Raw genomic sequence first — 17,814 nt, 5'->3', positions numbered from 1 at the left:
TTAGAATTCATTGATGAATAGAGAAAAATTGCCACTCGCAGCTGCTTTCAGCAACAGTGCCTGCCATACATTGGTATAGGCAATATCACGGTCTGTCTCTGCACGGTTCAGGGTATAGAATACCTGTGTTACATCCACAATAGTATTCAGTCCGTTCCGGTATAATACTGTTCTCTGGTTGTAAGCTTCTGTTGCTGCATTCACCTGTATCGGCGCTTCTGCATAGTTGTCGAGCGCATTTTTGATCCGGGTGTCTGACAGTATTAACTGCGCAGCCAGTTGCTGGCGAACCAGCTCATATTCATCCTGGAGGCCTTTTGATACAAATTTCTGAGCGGCTGTCTGGTGTTTCACTCTCAGCGGAGAGGTCAGGTTCCAGGTCACTCCTATACCCAGCAGATAGTTGCTGCGGTTAGGTTTAACGCCATCCCAGTAACCCTTGTTATAAGCTGTCTGGTCAGTGATGTAGTTCGCGTCAAATCCCGAACCTCTCGTCTGTATTGCACTGAATACGGAGAAAGCCGGATAGTTCAGCGTATGGATATAACGGGCCTGTTCATCACTTACCTTGATACGGTCTTCGTAGTACTTCAGTAACGGATGTCCCTGGATATTTGCGCTGACACTGTCTGATAACGCACCTGGTATACGTGCAATAAACAGGGTGTCCAATACAAAATTGATAGGTGTTACCCCCATCAGTTGCGCCAGTTGATTGGAATAGGTCTGCTCTGCATCTTTCGCCTTGGTATAGGCGATCTTTGCATTGGATACCTCTGCATTCGCCAGGGTAGAATCTACGCCCGGGATCAGCCCATTCAGTGCTCTTGTTACCACCACAGAACGGAAGGTGTCCGCACGCTCCAGGTTGTTCCACCAGGAACGGGTCAGACGTTGTGCTGCCAGCAGGTTCAGATAAGCGCCTGCAACCCTTACGGAATGCTGGAACTGCTCCTGTTCCCAGTCTGACTGGTCTCTGTTCACCGCTGCCTGTGCAGCCTTGATCTTCTCCCTGGCGCGGCCGAAGGCAAAGAAATCCCAGTTTAAGTTGGCGAGATAAAGTCCGCCGAATGCCGCGTTCCAGTTCTGTGAAGGCAGGGTAGGACCCGAAGAGGCCACCCCTAAACCATTCAGACCATAAGATGGGCCAAACTGGCCGTTAACGGTACCATAATCCTGCTGGGCGGATACGTTCAGGTTGGGTAAATAATCCCGCTTTGCCTGTGTGGCTGTAGCTTTGGACGCGCTCAGGTAATTGGCTTTAGCCTTGACGGTCCCATAGTTGGCCAGCGCGGTCTGTACTGCTTCTTTCAACGTCAGTACCTGCTGTGCGTGTAGCGCCTCCATCGATCCGTGCCATAACAGCAGGAAAAGGACTACGACGATTCTTTTTGTTTGCATGATAATACTTAAACATTAAGACCATGAACCCTAAAACTGTTTCTCAGGAAAACGTGTGCTGGATGCTTCCTTTAGCGGCTTTATGTTCTCTGTTGATTCCTCGAAAATAATTTGCATGATATGCCAGCCTCCGGCGTAATCATATTGAATGTTGAAATGGTTGACGTCACAGATCTGTTTCACGATCGCCAGACCTATACCGATTGAATCACTGTTCCTGCTTCCTTTTTTGAAGCGTCTGAACAACTGACTGGTAGGTACTTCCGGTGGATTACCGGTATTGGCGATGACCAGTTTTGACCTGTTTAATGTTACACTGATCTGACCTCCCTGTACGTTGTGTCTGATGGCATTGCTCAGCAGATTGCCAAGTAAAATGTCGGTCAGCGCGGGGTGTAGCTGCACCTTAACGCCGGTGTTGATCATGGTCTCCAGTGTAATGGATTTCATATCCATCAGTTCTGAAAAACTCTGCAATGCATCTGTGATCAGTTGTGACATAGAGATGCTTTGCCGGGTGTCAAACTCGTTGTTTTCGAGTCTGGCAAGTAGTGTCAGTGAACTGTTGATCCTGGATAATTTGTCGATCGCATTCTGCATATCCCCGATCAGTGGTACGATAGCATCTGGCTCCTTACCCTGCAGATAAGACTCTGTCAGTAGTTCCAGCTTGTTACGTAGCACAGCCAGTGGGGTTTGTAATTCATGAGACGCATTCTCTGTAAACTCTTTCAGAGAACGATAGTCGTCCAGCGCCTTGTCTGCCATCCCGTTCAGGAAACAGTTCAGCGTTTTCAGCTCAGCCGCATTGGCGGCAGGTAATTGCAGCGGCTTTCTGTCTTTGAGGTTGAATGAACGCACTTTCTTCATCGTCTGATGAAAAGGCGCCAGTATCAGTCTCGATACGAATCGGGCTGACAATACAGTCAACGTCAGCAGAATGGCAAAGATCCAGATGAAAGAACTAAAGAGGCCTTTTAAAATCTCTTTCGCCTTGGTAATGTAGTTGTAAGACGAAATGCTATAATAATGGCCGTTGATATTATAAAAAGAAGTAACCGTCAGCCTGCACTCGCGGTGCTGTAACATCGTATTAAAGAAAGTATGCTCATACACATCATACTTATTCACAGGTATTTCAAATTCCAGCATTTTGATCTCTACCGGTCTGCCCTTCATGTAGGTATCCGGTGATACGCCGTGCCGCATCTGCATCGCCATCTGGTCATTACATACCTTCAGACGGTCGATCTCTGCCTGGTCTATACCTGATTTTACCTTGTGATAGGCGATCACAAATCCTACCAGCATCGCGGTCAGCGTGATGCACAGATACCATAAGGTGAACTTGTTGATCAGCTTCATGATACAGCAGTATTAAATTTGTAACCTAATCCGTATACCGTATTAATATAATCTGCTCCCTCCGCAGCATGGATCTTCTTCCGGAGATTCTTCACATGCTGGTATACAAAGTCAAAATTGGCCAGGTTGTCGGTATAGTCGCCCCACAGATGTGCTGCGATCGACTGACGGGATAATACCCTGTTCTTGTTCACAAGGAAATATAAAAGCAGGTCAAATTCCTTCGGTGTCACATCCAGTATAATCTCATTCACACTCGCTTCCAGCGTATCCGTATTCAGCGTGATCTCATTAAAGCTCACGATATTGCTCCCCTGTAGTTTCTTTCTTCTGAAGATGGCTCTCAGCCTGGCATGTAATTCGGGAAGATGAAAAGGTTTGGTCAGATAATCATCCGCACCGCCTTCCAGTCCGCTTATCTTATCGTCCAGTGAGTTTTTCGCGGAAATGATCAGTACACAACTATCAATCTTCTCAAGGTGCATGAACTGTAATAATTCCAGTCCGTTTCCATCCGGTAAGGTGATATCCAGTAATACACAGTCATACTGGAACCCTGACAACTTATCATAAGCTTCACTGCTGGTATGGCTTACCTCGCACAGATAACCTTCCTTTTCGAGAAAGTTACTAATGCTGCCGGCCAGCTCCATGTTATCTTCAACGAGCAGAACTTTCATATAAGCTGCATAATTCGTTTTTAAATTTGAAGCAATCTTGAAGCAATGTCACTCTTACGTTTATAAAAAAAGAACCACCGGTCATACGTGGTTCTTTTTAACTGTCTTGATGTCCGTTGAGTACCTTAAAAATTGTACTGTAAAATTGGTAAGAATCCTGTTCTTAAGATTGTTCCATTCAAATGAATAGTTGTAAAATTCAAAGTTTTTTAATGGCCGGGGTTGCTGGGGAAATAACTATATTATCAAGTATTCTCTTAACTGATTGGTAGTTATATATTTACGAATATGCTGCCTGCCGGCATAAACAGGGTGATTTTCACTATTTAATTCAATAGTTGTCTTTTTCAAAGGTTCCGGGGTATTTTTCCGGGTAATAAAAAGGGGTTGTCCAGCCATAGGTGGACAACCCCTGAATAAAACGGGTCTGTTGCAGGTTTAGCGTAACAAATTGATGGCTCCTTTTTTAACTACACTGGTTTTATCCGTCATATTGATCCTGACAGTATAGCTATATACGCCTGATGGCTGTAGTTTACCATTATAAGTACCATTCCATCCGGTCAGCTGGTTCGTCTGATAGATCAGCTCACCCCACTGATTGAACACTTTCATCTCGATCGAAGAGATAGAAGTACCCTCCGGTTTAAAGTAATCATTCTTACCATCACCGTTTGGTGTAAAGGCATTTGGAATAAAGATTTCCCCTGGTTTAGGTTTGGCGCTGGCCAGACCTGGCAGACTATTCTGACAAGCCAGTGGTCCCAGGGCGATTACTTTAATATTGATGGACTGCTGATTGGTAATACCGCTCACCAGATGTGTTGTACCTGTATTGCCGCTGCTCGGAGCGATGTAAGCACCTCCATCCACAGATACGAGGTAGCCGGTAGCTCCAGGGACCGGATCCCAGGTAAAGGTCACGCCAGTGGCGGTGATCGTACCTGCTTTCACGACCGGGGTTGCTGCCCTGTCAAACGGAGTGACCGTCACCGCTGTCCTGTCACTTGCACACGGACCATTCACTGCCTCCACATATAAAGTCGTTTCTGCCGTGATGGCTGGCGTCTCATAGGTTGCGCCGGTACCTTCTACGCTACCTCCGGAAGGGAAGGTGTACCAGTTGTAGGTAAATGGTGTGCTGGCGTTGGTGATATTCAGAGTCGCCGTACTGTCCGGACAAAGCGTCACCGGTGTTACCAGCGGTGCGTCCGGTTTTTTTGTAACGGTGATCCTGATGCTGTCCATCACGATACATCCATTTTCATCAACACCGGTCAGTTTGAAAGTCGTCGTGGTATCTGGTGAAATTGTGAAACTTGAGTCAGTTCTGGTGCCGGGTTCCCAGGTATAGGACTGCATCCGTCCGCCTGTCGGAATCGCCCAGACCTTCGTGTCAGTGCCGGTACAGATATCGCCTGGTTTGGCCAGTGCCTTCAGCAGGATCATGGATTCTTCACTCACGTCTGCGGTGAAATCCGCCGGACAACCATTCGCATCGGTCACTGTCAATGTATAGGTGCCTGCTGCTACACCAGTAGCGGTTTCTGTTGTCTGTACGGGTGTTGTATTCCAGGAATAGCTCAGGGGGAAAGAACCGCCGCTTGCTGTTGCCTGTACACTGCCATCACTATTGCCACAGGTGGCTTTAGTCACTTCTGTGGTCACTGCGATAGGTACATATGCCTGACCGGATACAGCCAGGAAAACGGCTCTTGAACTGTTGCCGGGATCGCCGCTCTGTACATAGCTGATGGTAACAGATTCAATATCCTTTGCCTGGTTTTCACAGGCAGGAGCTATATCGATACAATAGATACGTGGGTCATTCGAACTGAGACCTTCCACACTGTAAGGGCCTGCTGCCTGTCTTTTGATACGGCCATAGCTGTCAAAAACAGGATTGGTACCACCAAACCAGTCAAGGATGGTAGAGGTATCAGGAACGGAATGCGTGCCGTCTGTATAATTAAAGGTAATAGACACTGTACTGCTTTGCTCTGTAGAATAACAGAGAAAACTGATCTTACTGTAAGCGCCGGGTGTAACAAATGTCAGGGTGTCTAAACCTGTTGTCAGGTTAACACCTCCGTTTTTAGACATGTACAATACGTTGTTGCCGGTATAATCGGCCATCTGGTAAGTACGTAAGCCTGTGGAGAAAAGACCGTCATTGGGTATACCCGCATCCAGGTTGTTAAGCGCAGCAAAATCAAAAGTATACAGGATCTTTTCCTGGATATCCAGGCCTGTACTAGTCACGGCGGTAGCGTTTATGCCTGCTTCTGCAACACCATCATTGTTGTAACCCGTTACAGCTATAGGCGTATAGGTTTGTGCATATAGCCGGCAGGCACATATTACCAGCATGGAGGCAACAATTAGAACACGTTTCATTCAATTGGTATTTTTGGTTGATACTAAATTTATTACCGTAGCAGCGCCACCCATCCAGTGTAGGGCTTTTCGTCTGCCGATGTTTTGATGACATAATAATAAGTACCCACTGGTAGTGGCTGACCGCGTCTGGTGCCATCCCATGGGGTATAACCGATGCCCGTAAATACAATCTGGCCCCAGCGGTTATAGATTTCTGTTGTAGCCATTGGTCTTGCTTTCAGACCATCCACGCTCCAGTTGTCATTGATCCCGTCTCCATTCGGACTAAATACATTCGGAATTTCCAGTACCAGATCAGGCGTTACGATGTACCATGCATGGCTGATGCTGTCAGTACAGCCGATCTCATTTGCTGCGTAAAGGGTTACTCTGTAGCTGCCGGGTAGTTCATATTTGTGCTGTGCGTCTTCTGTGTCCGCGGAATTACCATCTCCGAAATCCCAGCTGTAGCTGACTGCGTTCTCCGAAGTGTTATTGAACGTAAACGAGCCATTCTTGAATTCTACCGGTACATTCTCTCCAGGGGCCGCGCTGAAAGCTGCTACAGGCGGTGTCAGTATGTTGATCAGGGCTGTCTTTGTAATGGTTCTTGTACATAATCCCTGGGAGCTGGCGGTCAGTGAAACGGTATAGACGCCAGGCACGGTATAGTTACATACGGGGTCTTCTTCAGTGGTTTGTGTACCATTGCCCAGTGACCAGGTATAACTATCGGCCAGCTGTGACAGGTTGGTAAAGCTGATCTCCTGCGGTGCACAGGCTGTCGTCAGATCTGTTGAGAAATCAGGTACGGGTATCGGTATGGCGGTAATGGCCACAGGCGCCGCCGTATCTGCGCACACACCATCCTGTATAGAAAAAGTAATGGTGCCGTTTCGCTCATAAGTGATCATATAGGGTCCATAACCAGTGCCGCTTCTGACAGCACCGCCTCCCCAGTTCCAGGTAGGCACTGCATCCGGACCGTTACTGCCGGTATAGGTTATAGTAATGGACTCACCTGCACAAACGGGCGTTTTGCTGACAGTGAAAGCAGCTATTGGTGGTTGTGATACTACTATAGTATGCGTGGTCATCGCCGATACGCAGCCATCTTCCGTGATCTGTAACTGTACCGGGTATTGCCCGGCTGCATTGAAACGGATATCGTAGGGTCCCACTCCTGTACCGCTTTGCACCGTGGCGCCGGCAAAGTTGTGCCAGTTATAAGTGGCAGCAGGACCTGCAGTTCCTGTAAAGGTCAACGTGTTACCTGTTCCCAGACAAACCGTATCTGGTAACACACTAAAGTCAGCAACAGGTGTAGGTTTAACTGCTACTTCCACCGTATCTCTCACCGTACAGCCAAATTGGTCCTGTGCAGAAACGATATAAGCAGTGGTATCGGCAGGTGTTACTGTAATACTGTTCCCGGTACCGGCTCCTGGTGTCCAGGAATAATTAATGACCGTCCCGCCGCTGGCAGTCACACTGAGTGTTGACGTCTCGCCGGCACAGATCTGTGTGGGTGTTGCTGTAGCGGTCAATGTGGCCGTAGACAACATCTCAACGGTTGCTGTCACATTGGTGACACAGTTATTCGCGTCCCTGATCGCCAGGGTATATGTACCGCCTGCCAGTCCGGTCGCCGTAGGCGTAGTCTGTACCGGCGTGGTATTCCAGCTGTAGGAGAGTGGTTGTGAGCCACCGGTCGCCGTAACCGCTATACTACCACTGGCGCCGCCGCAGACAGCGTCTGTTTTAGTACTGGTGTAGGTAAGCGGGGTAAATGATTCGCCCGACAGACCAACAATCAGTGCCCGCGAACTGATATTCGGTCCCTGCACATACAGGAATGAAACAGAGCTGACCAGCTTAGACTGGTCCGCACAGGGGATGTTGAAATCAAAGGAATACATACGGGGATTGCTGGGCAATCCGTCTACCGTCGGAAAGGTGGTCGTTCGCGTAAGGCGCCCCATCCCGCTGAAGATAAAAGGTGTTCCGAAAAACCAGTCCTTGATCTGCAAAGTGCCCGCATTGGAAGATGTGCCATCTGTAAAATTGAGGGTGACAATGACTGTACTGTTGTTCTCTGTACCAAAGGCCAGAATACTCAGTTTACTGTACATCGCCGGTGTCGCAAGCGTTAATGTGCCTGCCGCCAGGGAGTTGGCCACATTGCCATTGGCGGACAAGTATAAGGCATTGGGAGCCGTATAAGGGCTCATCTGGTAGGTACGGGTACCGCTGACAAAAGTACCATTGTCAACGATGCCACCGCCGATACCATTTGTAGCTGCGAATGCCTGGGTATGCAATATGTGGTTGCTGCCATCGATCACGGTAGACGTTACCGCTACCGCATCGGTACCTGCTTCTGCTACAATGTCTGCATTATAACCTGTTACGGTGATCGGTGTAAAGGTCTGTGCATACAATAACTGCGTGCTGGTATAGATGGACAATAATAGGGTAATAGTAAAGATGCGCTTCATGAACGGTCATTAGATTTCGGTCAATAAATTGGCAGGGTATAGGCTTATAGCCATGCACAATTACGGAGGCCCCTGAAGGAAGCATCCGCCAGCAACAGTTAACTTTCACAGGTAAATACTCGGAAATGAAAAAAAAGGGTGGGTGAGGGAATATATATTTTTTATTTCAATAATTAAAACAGGTAAGGGATAGACTGTTTTTACAGCTATCGGGGTCTGAAGATGGTAGGTTTTAAAAAAGAAGAATCCAAAAAACAGGTCAGATCACCGTTATTTCGAATCTTCTTGAGTTGATAGCAGGCCCCTCCGTTTCCCAGGTGCGGCGTTGCTCAAAAGTGACTGTGGCCTGTCCAGGCTCCTTCCCGTTGATCACAAAGGATTCTTCATTATTGATACGTGCTTCCTGCCGGATGGCTTCTGCTTCCTCGTCATGCGGGCTGACTTCTACACAGTCCGTATTACTCACCCTGTAATACCAGTGGAAGCCGGCAGTACCAAGATCGGGCAGGATAACAGGTAAAGAGGTCCCTTGTTTTATCTTTTTGGATTCGGTTTCCATAATAGCAGGTTTTAATGGAAATTGAGGATAACAGTACGGTTTAACTGCGGCAATCATCAGGCCAGAAAGATAATCAGGCTGTTATATTTGGTTATGGAACGATAATTGCTGCCTTTCGCCCGTTTAAAAAAGCCAACATGAAAGCAAAACAAATCATGTACATGTTCGTCCTGGGTTTATTCCTGGCTTTTACCGCATGTACTAACCCCACCCCCGAAAATTATTTTGACAGGGCAGTACTCAATACCAATATGTTCAATGATTTCGCCAGTGAGAATTTCACCAGAATGCTCATCGCCACTACTGTGAAGTACGAGGGCGTAAAGGGGGATACCGCTAAGAATCAGGCATTCACCATGGTAGACAGCAAAGCAAAGTACATCGAGAAAGCACTGAAAGATATCAAGGCCCTGAAGCAGACCGATGAAACAAAAGAGATGCTGCAAACCTCAATCGCTTTACATGAATATGTATTGCCGGTTTACCAGAATGAATATACCGCCCTGGCAAAACTTTGTGACAGTGGTGGATCCAAAGAAGATATCGCTGCCCTGGCACTGGAGATCGATAACAAATACGCAGCGCACTTTGAAGAACTGTTCATCAAACTGACCAACGAAGGAAAAGCGTACGCCAAAGCACATAACATCAATGTGACCTGGGGTAATTAACGATATAACATCCTCTCAGCTAACAGGCTGTCACCGGTATCCACTCCGGAGACAGCCTGTTTCTTTTCCACGGGAATCTTGTCAATATGAATTATTTGTTATATTTTCCCGGGTCATTTGAATGCTATGGACCAAGAATTGTTTGAACGACTTCAAAAAGAAGGTATTATCTCCGCAACATCTGCAGAAAAGATCCGGACTGTCACTGCTCACAGGCTATTTTCTGTACACTGGGAACTAAAGACCATCCTCTACCTCGGCGTACTGTTATTGAGCGGTGGATTGGGTATTCTCGTGTATGAGAATATCGATACGATCGGTCACCAGGTGATCCTACTTGCGATTGCGCTTGCATGTGCAGGCTGTTTTTATTACTGCCTTAAACACAAATTGCCATTCTCGAAAGAGAAGGTGCCTGCCCCGAATGTGCTCTTTGACTACATCCTCCTGTTAGGCTGTTTGTTGCTGATCACTTTCATCACGTATTTACAGGTACAGTATAATGTATTTGGTACGCGCTACGGCATGGCGACCTTTATTCCAATGGCCATCCTGTTTGGAGCCGCATATTACTTCGATCATCTCGGCGTATTGAGTATGGGCATCACCAACCTCGCCGCCTGGATGGGAGTAACCGTGACGCCTTTGCAATTGCTGACAAATAATGATTTCAGCAGTGCGCCTTTGATCTATAGCGGACTACTGCTCGGTATCATCCTGGTGGCCGCTGCTGCTGTGAGTAAGTATAAAAATATCAAAGCACACTTCACTTTTACTTACAGCAACTTTGGTGTACACGTATTTCTCATTGCGACACTGGCGGGTCTGTTTACCGCTTTTGATGGCGCTATCGCCCTCTGGGCTTTCCTCCTCACAGGCGCCGTAGCACTGTTCATGTGGCAGGCCATTAAACATAAATCTTTCTATTTCGCATTGATCATTACCCTTTATGCTTATATCGGGTTGAGTTATATACTGGTACAGTTGCTAATAGAGATAGATGATATCGGTGCTATTTACGCCGGATTATTATACTTCATCATATCGGCTATTGCCTTCGTGATCTTACTTGTGAAACTGAACAAAAAACTGAAAAAAGCATGATCGCATATAACAGTAAATCTTTAGATAACCGCGATATACAGGAACAGGCGGAAGACGCCAGAGAAAGAGCCTTTATTACGCCTGAAGAACTGGAAGCGGTCAGGACTGCCTATCCGGTTGATCTCTACACACCTAATCCCTACATGCGGATCGGTATTTTTATATTGACCACCATCATCATGCAGTTTTCCTTCGGACTTTTCTGTCTGATCATGGTAAGCGCCATGAGTGAAAAAGCATTTTCGGTGCTTTGTTTCTTTTTTGGCGCCGGCTCATATGCAATAGCAGAGTTCATGGTGAAGGATAAGAAACATTATAAGTCCGGTGCAGATGCCGCCCTGATATGGATAGCCGGTGGCTTTATCCTGGGTGGTGTGATTCTCGCTGCGAATGCCGAAGGTAATCCATGGGGCTATTGCCTGGTTACCCTGATACTATCCACTTTATTTGTACTGCGTTTTGCAGATGTGGGAATGAGTATCGTAGCACACTTATCACTCCTGGCACTGTTGTTTTCCATACTGGAATCCCTGGGTACATCCGGGAAGATCGTTGTTCCGTTTACAGTGATGCTGGTATCCCTGGGAGTATATCTTGCAAGTTTAAAATTATCTAAGGTGCATACCTACCGGCATTATAAATCCTGCTTACTGGTACTGCAGGGAGTATCCCTCCTGACACTGTACATGGGTGGCAACTATTTTGTGGTAAGAGAACTGAGCATCGAAATGTTCAACCTCGATCTGCAGGAAGGACAGGATATTGCAGGCGGCTGGATCTTCTGGATCCTGACAATTGTATTGCCACTGTTGTACATCTGTCTCGGCATTCGTAGAAAAGACCGGATCCTGATCGGTGTGGGATTACTGCTGATCGCTGCCATGGTGTATACCATTCGCTTTTATCATAGCGTGGCGCCACTGGAAGTGGCAATGACTATCGGCGGACTGCTGATGATCGGCGTTGCCTACGGATTGATGCGCTACCTGAAAGTACCCCGTAATGGCTTTACTGCCGATTCTGCAAATGAACGGAATATGATGGAAGCAGTGCAGATAGAATCCCTGATAATCGCACAAACAATGAGTCATACACCTTCACCTCAACCGGACCAGTACAATTATGGTGGCGGTACCGGCGGTGGTGGCGGTGCCTCCGGAGAATATTAAAAGAAAGGTGACCGTCTCCCTTTCGGAGCGGTCACCCTCTATTTGTGGGCTTGTGGGTTATTATCAGATGGTGAAACGGAAATAGGACCATTCAGACCAGGAACAATAGCGGTCGCCTACTTTTGCTCTTACACGCCAGCGGCCAGGTTGTGCGCCAACAAAACTGTGGTTGAAAGAAGTGCCTGTAATGTTGTGGTATACGCCAAAACTACGGAACGATTGTGCCGCCCATTGTCCGGCATTGATAGCGCCAAAAGCGTCTACTTCCAGGGAATAGGTAGCACCCGGAATATTCACCGGCAACCAGCGGAATGTCAGTGTCCGTGGATAATGATTGAATACAGCGCCTTCTGCAGGCTCCTGTAATCTTGGAACAGCTCCCTTCCACCAGGTCAGCGTGGGATCACCCAGAATACTCATACCATAGAACCATTGTCTTTCTCCCAGATCATGATCAGCGCCACGTGCCTGCCACCACTGTACCATTGCCTGTCCGATGCAACTGCCCTTGCCGATAGGCTCATAGAAATCAGCAAAGAATAACATGGACCCTGTTTTGGTACTACCTACGACTGTCAGACCCATATTGGTCTCACCACCGCTTTTATCAAAAATGTACCATCCGCCGAGATAATCATTCTCTGTGAAACGTGCCGTACTGCAACAGAACAGGTTGAAGAAATTAGCATTCGGGCAGCGTTCATCTCTGAAATAAGACCGGTCGATCCATTCCGTCGTACCCTCAGAAGGGATCCGGAAAGAGTGTACATGAGGAGACGAGTGAGAACAGAGCTGTACAAAGGAACGTGTACGGTTGATCTCCGTTTTATACAGATCCGCGTCTGTAATGTCAGGGTTAGTGTATTTGGTAATATAGGCAGAAGGAGTCATCAGATCCATTTCACAATCATCAAAGCCTGTCCAGTCATCTTCCACATAAGCAAGCGCAGAACGGGAATGTCCCAGTCCGCCGGTACGGAACAGGTGATTGCGGTCAAAATAATTATTGATCAATGTGACATCATTGCCACTGGCAGTAGGCGTCCAGATACGGCCTACCCATATCTCCGGACTTACATCTCCGCTAACGGCATTGTATTTACCATCAGCATCCGCATCTGTCCAGGTACCATTGGTATCCATGTAGAAAAGGTCGCAGGGAAACTCAGCATGTGCCCCATTGAAGTCATCATCCATTTCAAACCAGGCAACGGGTATAGCGCCCACCATCACGACGCCCGCCGGGGATTTACTACGGATGTAATTCCTGATATAGGCAGGTTTTCCGCCTTTTACAACGTGGATCGTCGCCCAGAAACCATCACGGCCGAGATCAAGTACATATCTGTTGACACGATCCTGTACCTGTGTGAAGATATCGGCATGTACCATCACCAGTACCTTGCCGCGGGGAAAACGCAGCAGGCTATAGGTATTCAGATAGCTTTCGCCGGAAGGATAGGAGGGGCGTGGCTTTTCTTCGATCAGTGGTGTCAGGTCCAGGAATTTTTTATACAGTTGCAGGTATTCAGCATATGTTTTCAGTTGAATATTATTCTTATCTGTCAGCTTCAGGTTGCGGACGCTTTTATATGCCTGGCCCAGTTTGTAATTGCGGCCCACGGCATCGAGGTTGAAGAGGGTTCTGTCCTGTACCACCTGTGTACGGATGTGTTGTACGTCAACAAGGGACTGTTTTTCTGCAGCCGATGTGCGGCCATTCTTTTCTTTGGACATTTTGGGGTTGTTTTGGAGGTTAAATGATGATAGCAAAGATAGATGCAGGTAAATGGATAACCGGGGTAGAAAGTACCTGAAAACGGTAGGTATTTATACCTGAATATGGTCAGAACAGGGTTTTATAATGGTCATCCTTCATTCATCCTTCGTTCACTTAACGAAGGATGAACGAAGGATGACCATTATAAGAGCGGCATATCACCCTGATCAAAGAACAAAGCATCTCCCTTTTTACATTTACTTATGGTCGTTCCGGTATAGCTCTCCCGTAGATGCGTCGTATATACGCCGTATATGCGTCGTATCAACCCCGATTTTAGGGGCAATAGGGGGCATTCAGGACAAGTTACCTGGTCTTTATTTAGGTTAGCTTCGTAATATGTTGTAAATGAAATATTTATCTGCGAGTGGTCTCAGGTATGCAGGCGGCCTTAAACAGACATTGGCATCGGCAATCATTCTTAAAAGCAAAAAAGACAGACCGCTAAGATCTGTCTTTTAATGCCGGTAAATACCGGGATATTTTACTGCCTGGATCAGGCTCTTAATTCATAACTCACAGGAGTGGCAGTTACTTCCCCCAATGCGATCATTTTATTGATATCAGGGTTCCATACTTTCAGTCTCAGACAGGCCAGAATTGCCTTCGGAGAGAGTGAAGTAGTCTTTGCCCGCTGTAACTCGGGAATCGCTGCCATTGCTTCCGGAAGACGATAGAACGGTATACGTGAATTCAGGTGATGAATGTGATGGTAGCCAATATTACCGGTCACCCATTTCCAGAATCCGTTCATCTGCATATAGCTGGAAGAGGCCATTGCCGCATTGTCATGACACCAGCCTTCCTTGTCCCTGAAGGTCACACCCGGGAAATTATGCTGTGCATAGAACAGGTAAGCACCGATCGCACAGGCGATAAAGAATGGAACGATCAACAGCAACAGGAGGCTTAACCAGCCCATATAGATGTACAGCAGGGTACCCATGGCAAAATGAAGCACCAGCGCCAGCAGGGAATCCATGTGACGGGATGGGCTGCTCGTAAAAGATTTTACACTCATACCTATCATGAACATGCTGAAATAGCCAAACAGGATGGTCAGTGGATGACGGGCTGCCAGATAGGCCCTTTTTTCCGCAGGAGTGGATTCCTGGAACTTCTGCTGTGTCATGATCGGGAAAGAACCGATGCTGGCGGTAAACAGTTTGGAGTTGTGTGCATGGTGATAGTCATGCGAACGCTTCCAGATGCTTGCCGGCGCAAGAATGAACACACCAAAAGCGCTGAACAGGATATTCGCTGCTTTTGACTGATAAAGAATCGTATGGTGCTGAAAATCATGATATATGACAAACATGCGCACAATCACCAGACCGGTGAGTATACTGCATGGTATACGCAGAAACAGTGACGGTAAGAAAGCGGTACAGGCAAAAAGCGCGATCAGAATGGCAAGGGTAGAAAGCGTGTAATACCAGCTTTTTCCCTTCATTTCCTTCGCATATGGCTTCGTTGCCAGGATTAATTGTTTTCCAGTTAGCATTGGCAGTAATAAATGTGGTGTAGATTTCTTCTTATAGGATGTTGCAGCTTTTTCTTGTTACTTATTCGTACTTATATGGCTGGCTCCGCGGCGACTGACTCTTTTGCCGGTACAGGACGTTTGTGTTTCCATCTTCTGTGACTCCACAGCCAGTACTCAGGATGTGCGCAGATATCCTGCTCCAGTGCCTGGGTATGTGCGGTGGTGATCTCACCGTCTTTCGTGGCAGATGGCTGATCAAAAAGCGTACGTGCGGAAATCTCGTAATAGCCGCGTTTTACCCGCTGTACATGTACATACACCACAGGATAGTTCATTTTGCGGGCAATCTTTTCCGTACCCTGGAATACAGGTGTATCCTGATGCAGGAAATTGGTCCAGTAAGCGCTGGTAGGAGCTGGCGTCTGATCAGCAATAAATGCCGTCGCATCCAGTTCGTTTCTGTGCGCCACCATATCACGGAAAGTGTCCTTCATAGCAATCAGACCAGTACCGAAGCGGGTACGCATGCGATACATCAGTCCGTTGAAATATTTATTGCTGAGTGGATGATATACGACGTAGAGGTGATGTTTTCCCTGCAGACTGAACGTATTACCTGCCCATTCCCAGTTGCCGTAATGGCCCATCACGATCATAATGCTCCTGTTCTCTGCCGCATAGCTGTCAAACAGTGCCTGTGCTTCCGGCGTCAGTTTACAACGTCTGATAGCTGCTGCCCTGGAAATAGTCAGCGTTTTGAACGTTTCCAGTAACAGATCACAGAAATAACGGTAGAAACGACGGCGGATCTTTTCAATTTCTTTAGCAGACTTTTCCGGAAAAGCATTCTGCAGATTCTGTAATACGACCTTTTTACGGTAGCCGATCACATAATACAGCAACACGAACATCACATCACAGAGCCCGTAAAATAACGGAAACGGTAATAGGGAAATCATGTAGATAAACGGAAGTAGGATGTAATAAGTCAGCATTAGTTCAAAAATACAATTAAATGTAAATATAAAGCAATGTAATTAAGTGTGATAGATATAAAATGTTAATTTCTATCTGCTAATCCGGTGAAATTATCTGTATTGTCCTGAAGACCAGTCCCAAGCAGCCCGACAGTGACCAATGTAGTACATCTTACTGCGAATGGTTTTCGCTCTGATTTACAGCACTTTTGTGCAATACGGAGTTCTTTTCCTCAATTGACCGATTTTACCGGATGTTGATAGTTATTTAACGGTAAATATCCTCAATACCCCTATAACATTGAAAATCATTGTAGCGGCCCGGATTGAGCACTTGCACTTACTGACATTTCTGTGTATTATTATCATTCAGCCAAAAGTGAACAAAATATGTTGAGACGAATCTTTCTGGCAGCTTCCTGCCTTGTCGTGTGTATGTATGCGGGTGCACAAAAAACAGCGAATGACCCCGCAAAAGAAAAATGGTTTATGGATCTCGGTTTGGGCATGTTCATTCACTGGAGCGTAGATGTCCAGGTAGGGGCAGTGATCAGCCATTCCATGGCAGGCGCTTCTGATGAATACCTGGAACGTTTTACCACCGAACTGCCTAAAACTTTCAATCCGCATAAATTCAATCCGGATGACTGGGCCGTACTTGCAAAACTGGCCGGTATGAAGTACGTAGTCTTCACCGCCAAACACCATGCGGGTTTCTGTATGTGGGATACCAAAACGACGCCCTTCAATATCATGAACACGCCGTTTAAAAAAGATGCCACCCGCGCTATCTTCGACGCATTCCGCAAACAGGGCATCGCCATCGGTGTGTATTTCTCCCCGGAAGATTTCTATTACCTCTACAAACATAAAGTGCCGATCGGCAGAATGCAGTTGCCACAACATTTTCCGGAGAAGAATCCCGGTTTGATGGCATATGATAAATCCCAGCTGAAAGAACTGCTGAGCAACTATGGAAAGATCGATTTTATCTTTTTTGATGGTCCGGCAGAAGGACTGAAAGAGTATGCCTGGGAACTGCAACCGGATATTGTAGTCACCCGCGGACAAATGAACACGCCTGAACAGGAATTGCCGGAGGCCATCATGCCCGGTCCATGGGAAGCCTGCTTTACCATGGGGACCGACTGGCAATACAAACCCACCAACGACCCACAGAAATCAGGCACCGAAATGATCAACATGCTGATCGAAACCCGCGCAAAAGGAGGGAACCTGCTGCTGAATGTCGGGCCTAAACCTGACGGAGAGATCCAGATAGAACAGGAAGCACTGCTCCGCGAACTGGCGCTCTGGAACCTGGCAAACGGAGAATCTGTACATGGCGTAAGACCCTGGAACATTGCCCGGGAAGGAAATATCTGGTTTACCCGTGGAAAAGATATGAGTACTGTATACGCTTTTGTACCCGGTGGTAAGGACTGGAAATATGGTGAGCGCAAGGAACTGGTGCTCCGGACGCTGGAAGGAAACCCACAGACGAAAGTCTCTATCCTCGGATATGCCAGTGAACTGGTGGAGTATAAAGAAGGTTTTGATGCGGGCATTTATTCACAGTCTACACCAGTCGGACTGCTTATCAGCGCCGTAAACGGACAACGTTTCTATACCGACAGGAAATGGCCAAATCCGGTAGTGATAAAGATAGAAAACGTGAAATACCGCCCCCTTATCAACAGCTACAAACAAAGCACCCTTGATGGTGCGAAATAACCGGAATATCA

The 17,814-nt window shown here is 47.1% G+C and carries 13 protein-coding genes; 4 read left to right on the top strand and 9 right to left on the bottom strand.

The window, feature by feature from the left end; genetic code table 11:
* The 6 genes from BMZ72_RS09450 to BMZ72_RS09425 all read right to left on the bottom strand — a co-directional run bounded on the left by BMZ72_RS09450 (position 1) and on the right by BMZ72_RS09425 (position 8,882).
* Positions 1-1,401 carry a TolC family protein gene (locus BMZ72_RS09450; protein ID WP_089807612.1) on the bottom strand — a complete coding sequence of 467 codons (1,401 nt, stop codon included), beginning with the start codon at positions 1,399-1,401 and terminating at the stop codon, positions 1-3.
* Between the two features lie 30 nt (positions 1,402-1,431).
* On the bottom strand, positions 1,432-2,766 hold the full coding sequence (locus BMZ72_RS09445; protein WP_089807609.1) for a sensor histidine kinase: 1,335 nt from the start codon (positions 2,764-2,766) through the stop codon (positions 1,432-1,434).
* Positions 2,763-3,446 carry a response regulator transcription factor gene (locus BMZ72_RS09440; protein WP_089807607.1) on the bottom strand — a complete coding sequence of 228 codons (684 nt, stop codon included), beginning with the start codon at positions 3,444-3,446 and terminating at the stop codon, positions 2,763-2,765. Before BMZ72_RS09440 ends, BMZ72_RS09445 begins: the two co-directional genes overlap by 4 nt.
* Before the next feature lie 438 nt (positions 3,447-3,884).
* Positions 3,885-5,843, bottom strand: a complete 1,959-nt coding sequence (locus BMZ72_RS09435; protein WP_089807605.1) for an Ig-like domain-containing protein — start codon at positions 5,841-5,843, stop codon at positions 3,885-3,887.
* Between the two features lie 32 nt (positions 5,844-5,875).
* Positions 5,876-8,323 (bottom strand): gliding motility-associated C-terminal domain-containing protein, encoded by a 2,448-nt coding sequence (locus BMZ72_RS09430; RefSeq protein WP_089807603.1) that lies wholly within the window; start codon positions 8,321-8,323, stop codon positions 5,876-5,878.
* A gap of 259 nt (positions 8,324-8,582) precedes the next feature.
* Positions 8,583-8,882 carry a protease inhibitor I42 family protein gene (locus tag BMZ72_RS09425; RefSeq protein ID WP_177222735.1) on the bottom strand — a complete coding sequence of 100 codons (300 nt, stop codon included), beginning with the start codon at positions 8,880-8,882 and terminating at the stop codon, positions 8,583-8,585.
* 137 nt (positions 8,883-9,019) lie between these two features.
* Between BMZ72_RS09425 and BMZ72_RS09420 the strand changes: the two genes are divergently transcribed.
* The 3 genes from BMZ72_RS09420 to BMZ72_RS09410 all read left to right on the top strand — a co-directional run bounded on the left by BMZ72_RS09420 (position 9,020) and on the right by BMZ72_RS09410 (position 11,826).
* On the top strand, positions 9,020-9,553 hold the full coding sequence (locus tag BMZ72_RS09420; protein ID WP_089807599.1) for a hypothetical protein: 534 nt from the start codon (positions 9,020-9,022) through the stop codon (positions 9,551-9,553).
* Between the two features lie 126 nt (positions 9,554-9,679).
* Entirely contained in the window at positions 9,680-10,657 is a 978-nt protein-coding gene (locus BMZ72_RS09415) for a DUF2157 domain-containing protein (protein ID WP_089809754.1), read from the top strand.
* Complete coding sequence (locus BMZ72_RS09410; RefSeq protein ID WP_089807597.1) at positions 10,654-11,826, top strand: hypothetical protein; 1,173 nt, start codon at positions 10,654-10,656, stop codon at positions 11,824-11,826. Before BMZ72_RS09415 ends, BMZ72_RS09410 begins: the two co-directional genes overlap by 4 nt.
* A gap of 63 nt (positions 11,827-11,889) precedes the next feature.
* Here BMZ72_RS09410 and BMZ72_RS09405 read toward each other — a convergent pair whose 3' ends face one another.
* The 3 genes from BMZ72_RS09405 to BMZ72_RS09395 all read right to left on the bottom strand — a co-directional run bounded on the left by BMZ72_RS09405 (position 11,890) and on the right by BMZ72_RS09395 (position 16,087).
* Entirely contained in the window at positions 11,890-13,563 is a 1,674-nt protein-coding gene (locus BMZ72_RS09405) for a C25 family cysteine peptidase (protein WP_089807595.1), read from the bottom strand.
* A gap of 539 nt (positions 13,564-14,102) precedes the next feature.
* Positions 14,103-15,110 (bottom strand): fatty acid desaturase family protein, encoded by a 1,008-nt coding sequence (locus BMZ72_RS09400; RefSeq protein ID WP_089807593.1) that lies wholly within the window; start codon positions 15,108-15,110, stop codon positions 14,103-14,105.
* A gap of 71 nt (positions 15,111-15,181) precedes the next feature.
* Positions 15,182-16,087: a lysophospholipid acyltransferase family protein gene (locus tag BMZ72_RS09395; RefSeq protein WP_089807591.1), complete on the bottom strand. Its 906-nt coding sequence runs from the start codon at positions 16,085-16,087 to the stop codon at positions 15,182-15,184.
* Positions 16,088-16,459: 372 nt separating this feature from the next.
* Between BMZ72_RS09395 and BMZ72_RS09390 the strand changes: the two genes are divergently transcribed.
* Positions 16,460-17,803 carry an alpha-L-fucosidase gene (locus BMZ72_RS09390; RefSeq protein WP_089807589.1) on the top strand — a complete coding sequence of 448 codons (1,344 nt, stop codon included), beginning with the start codon at positions 16,460-16,462 and terminating at the stop codon, positions 17,801-17,803.
* The last annotated feature ends 11 nt before the right edge of the window (positions 17,804-17,814 follow it).

The organism is Chitinophaga sp. YR627, assembly GCF_900114995.1.
GTDB lineage: Bacteria > Bacteroidota > Bacteroidia > Chitinophagales > Chitinophagaceae > Chitinophaga.
This window is presented reverse-complemented; position numbering and strand designations above follow the sequence as displayed.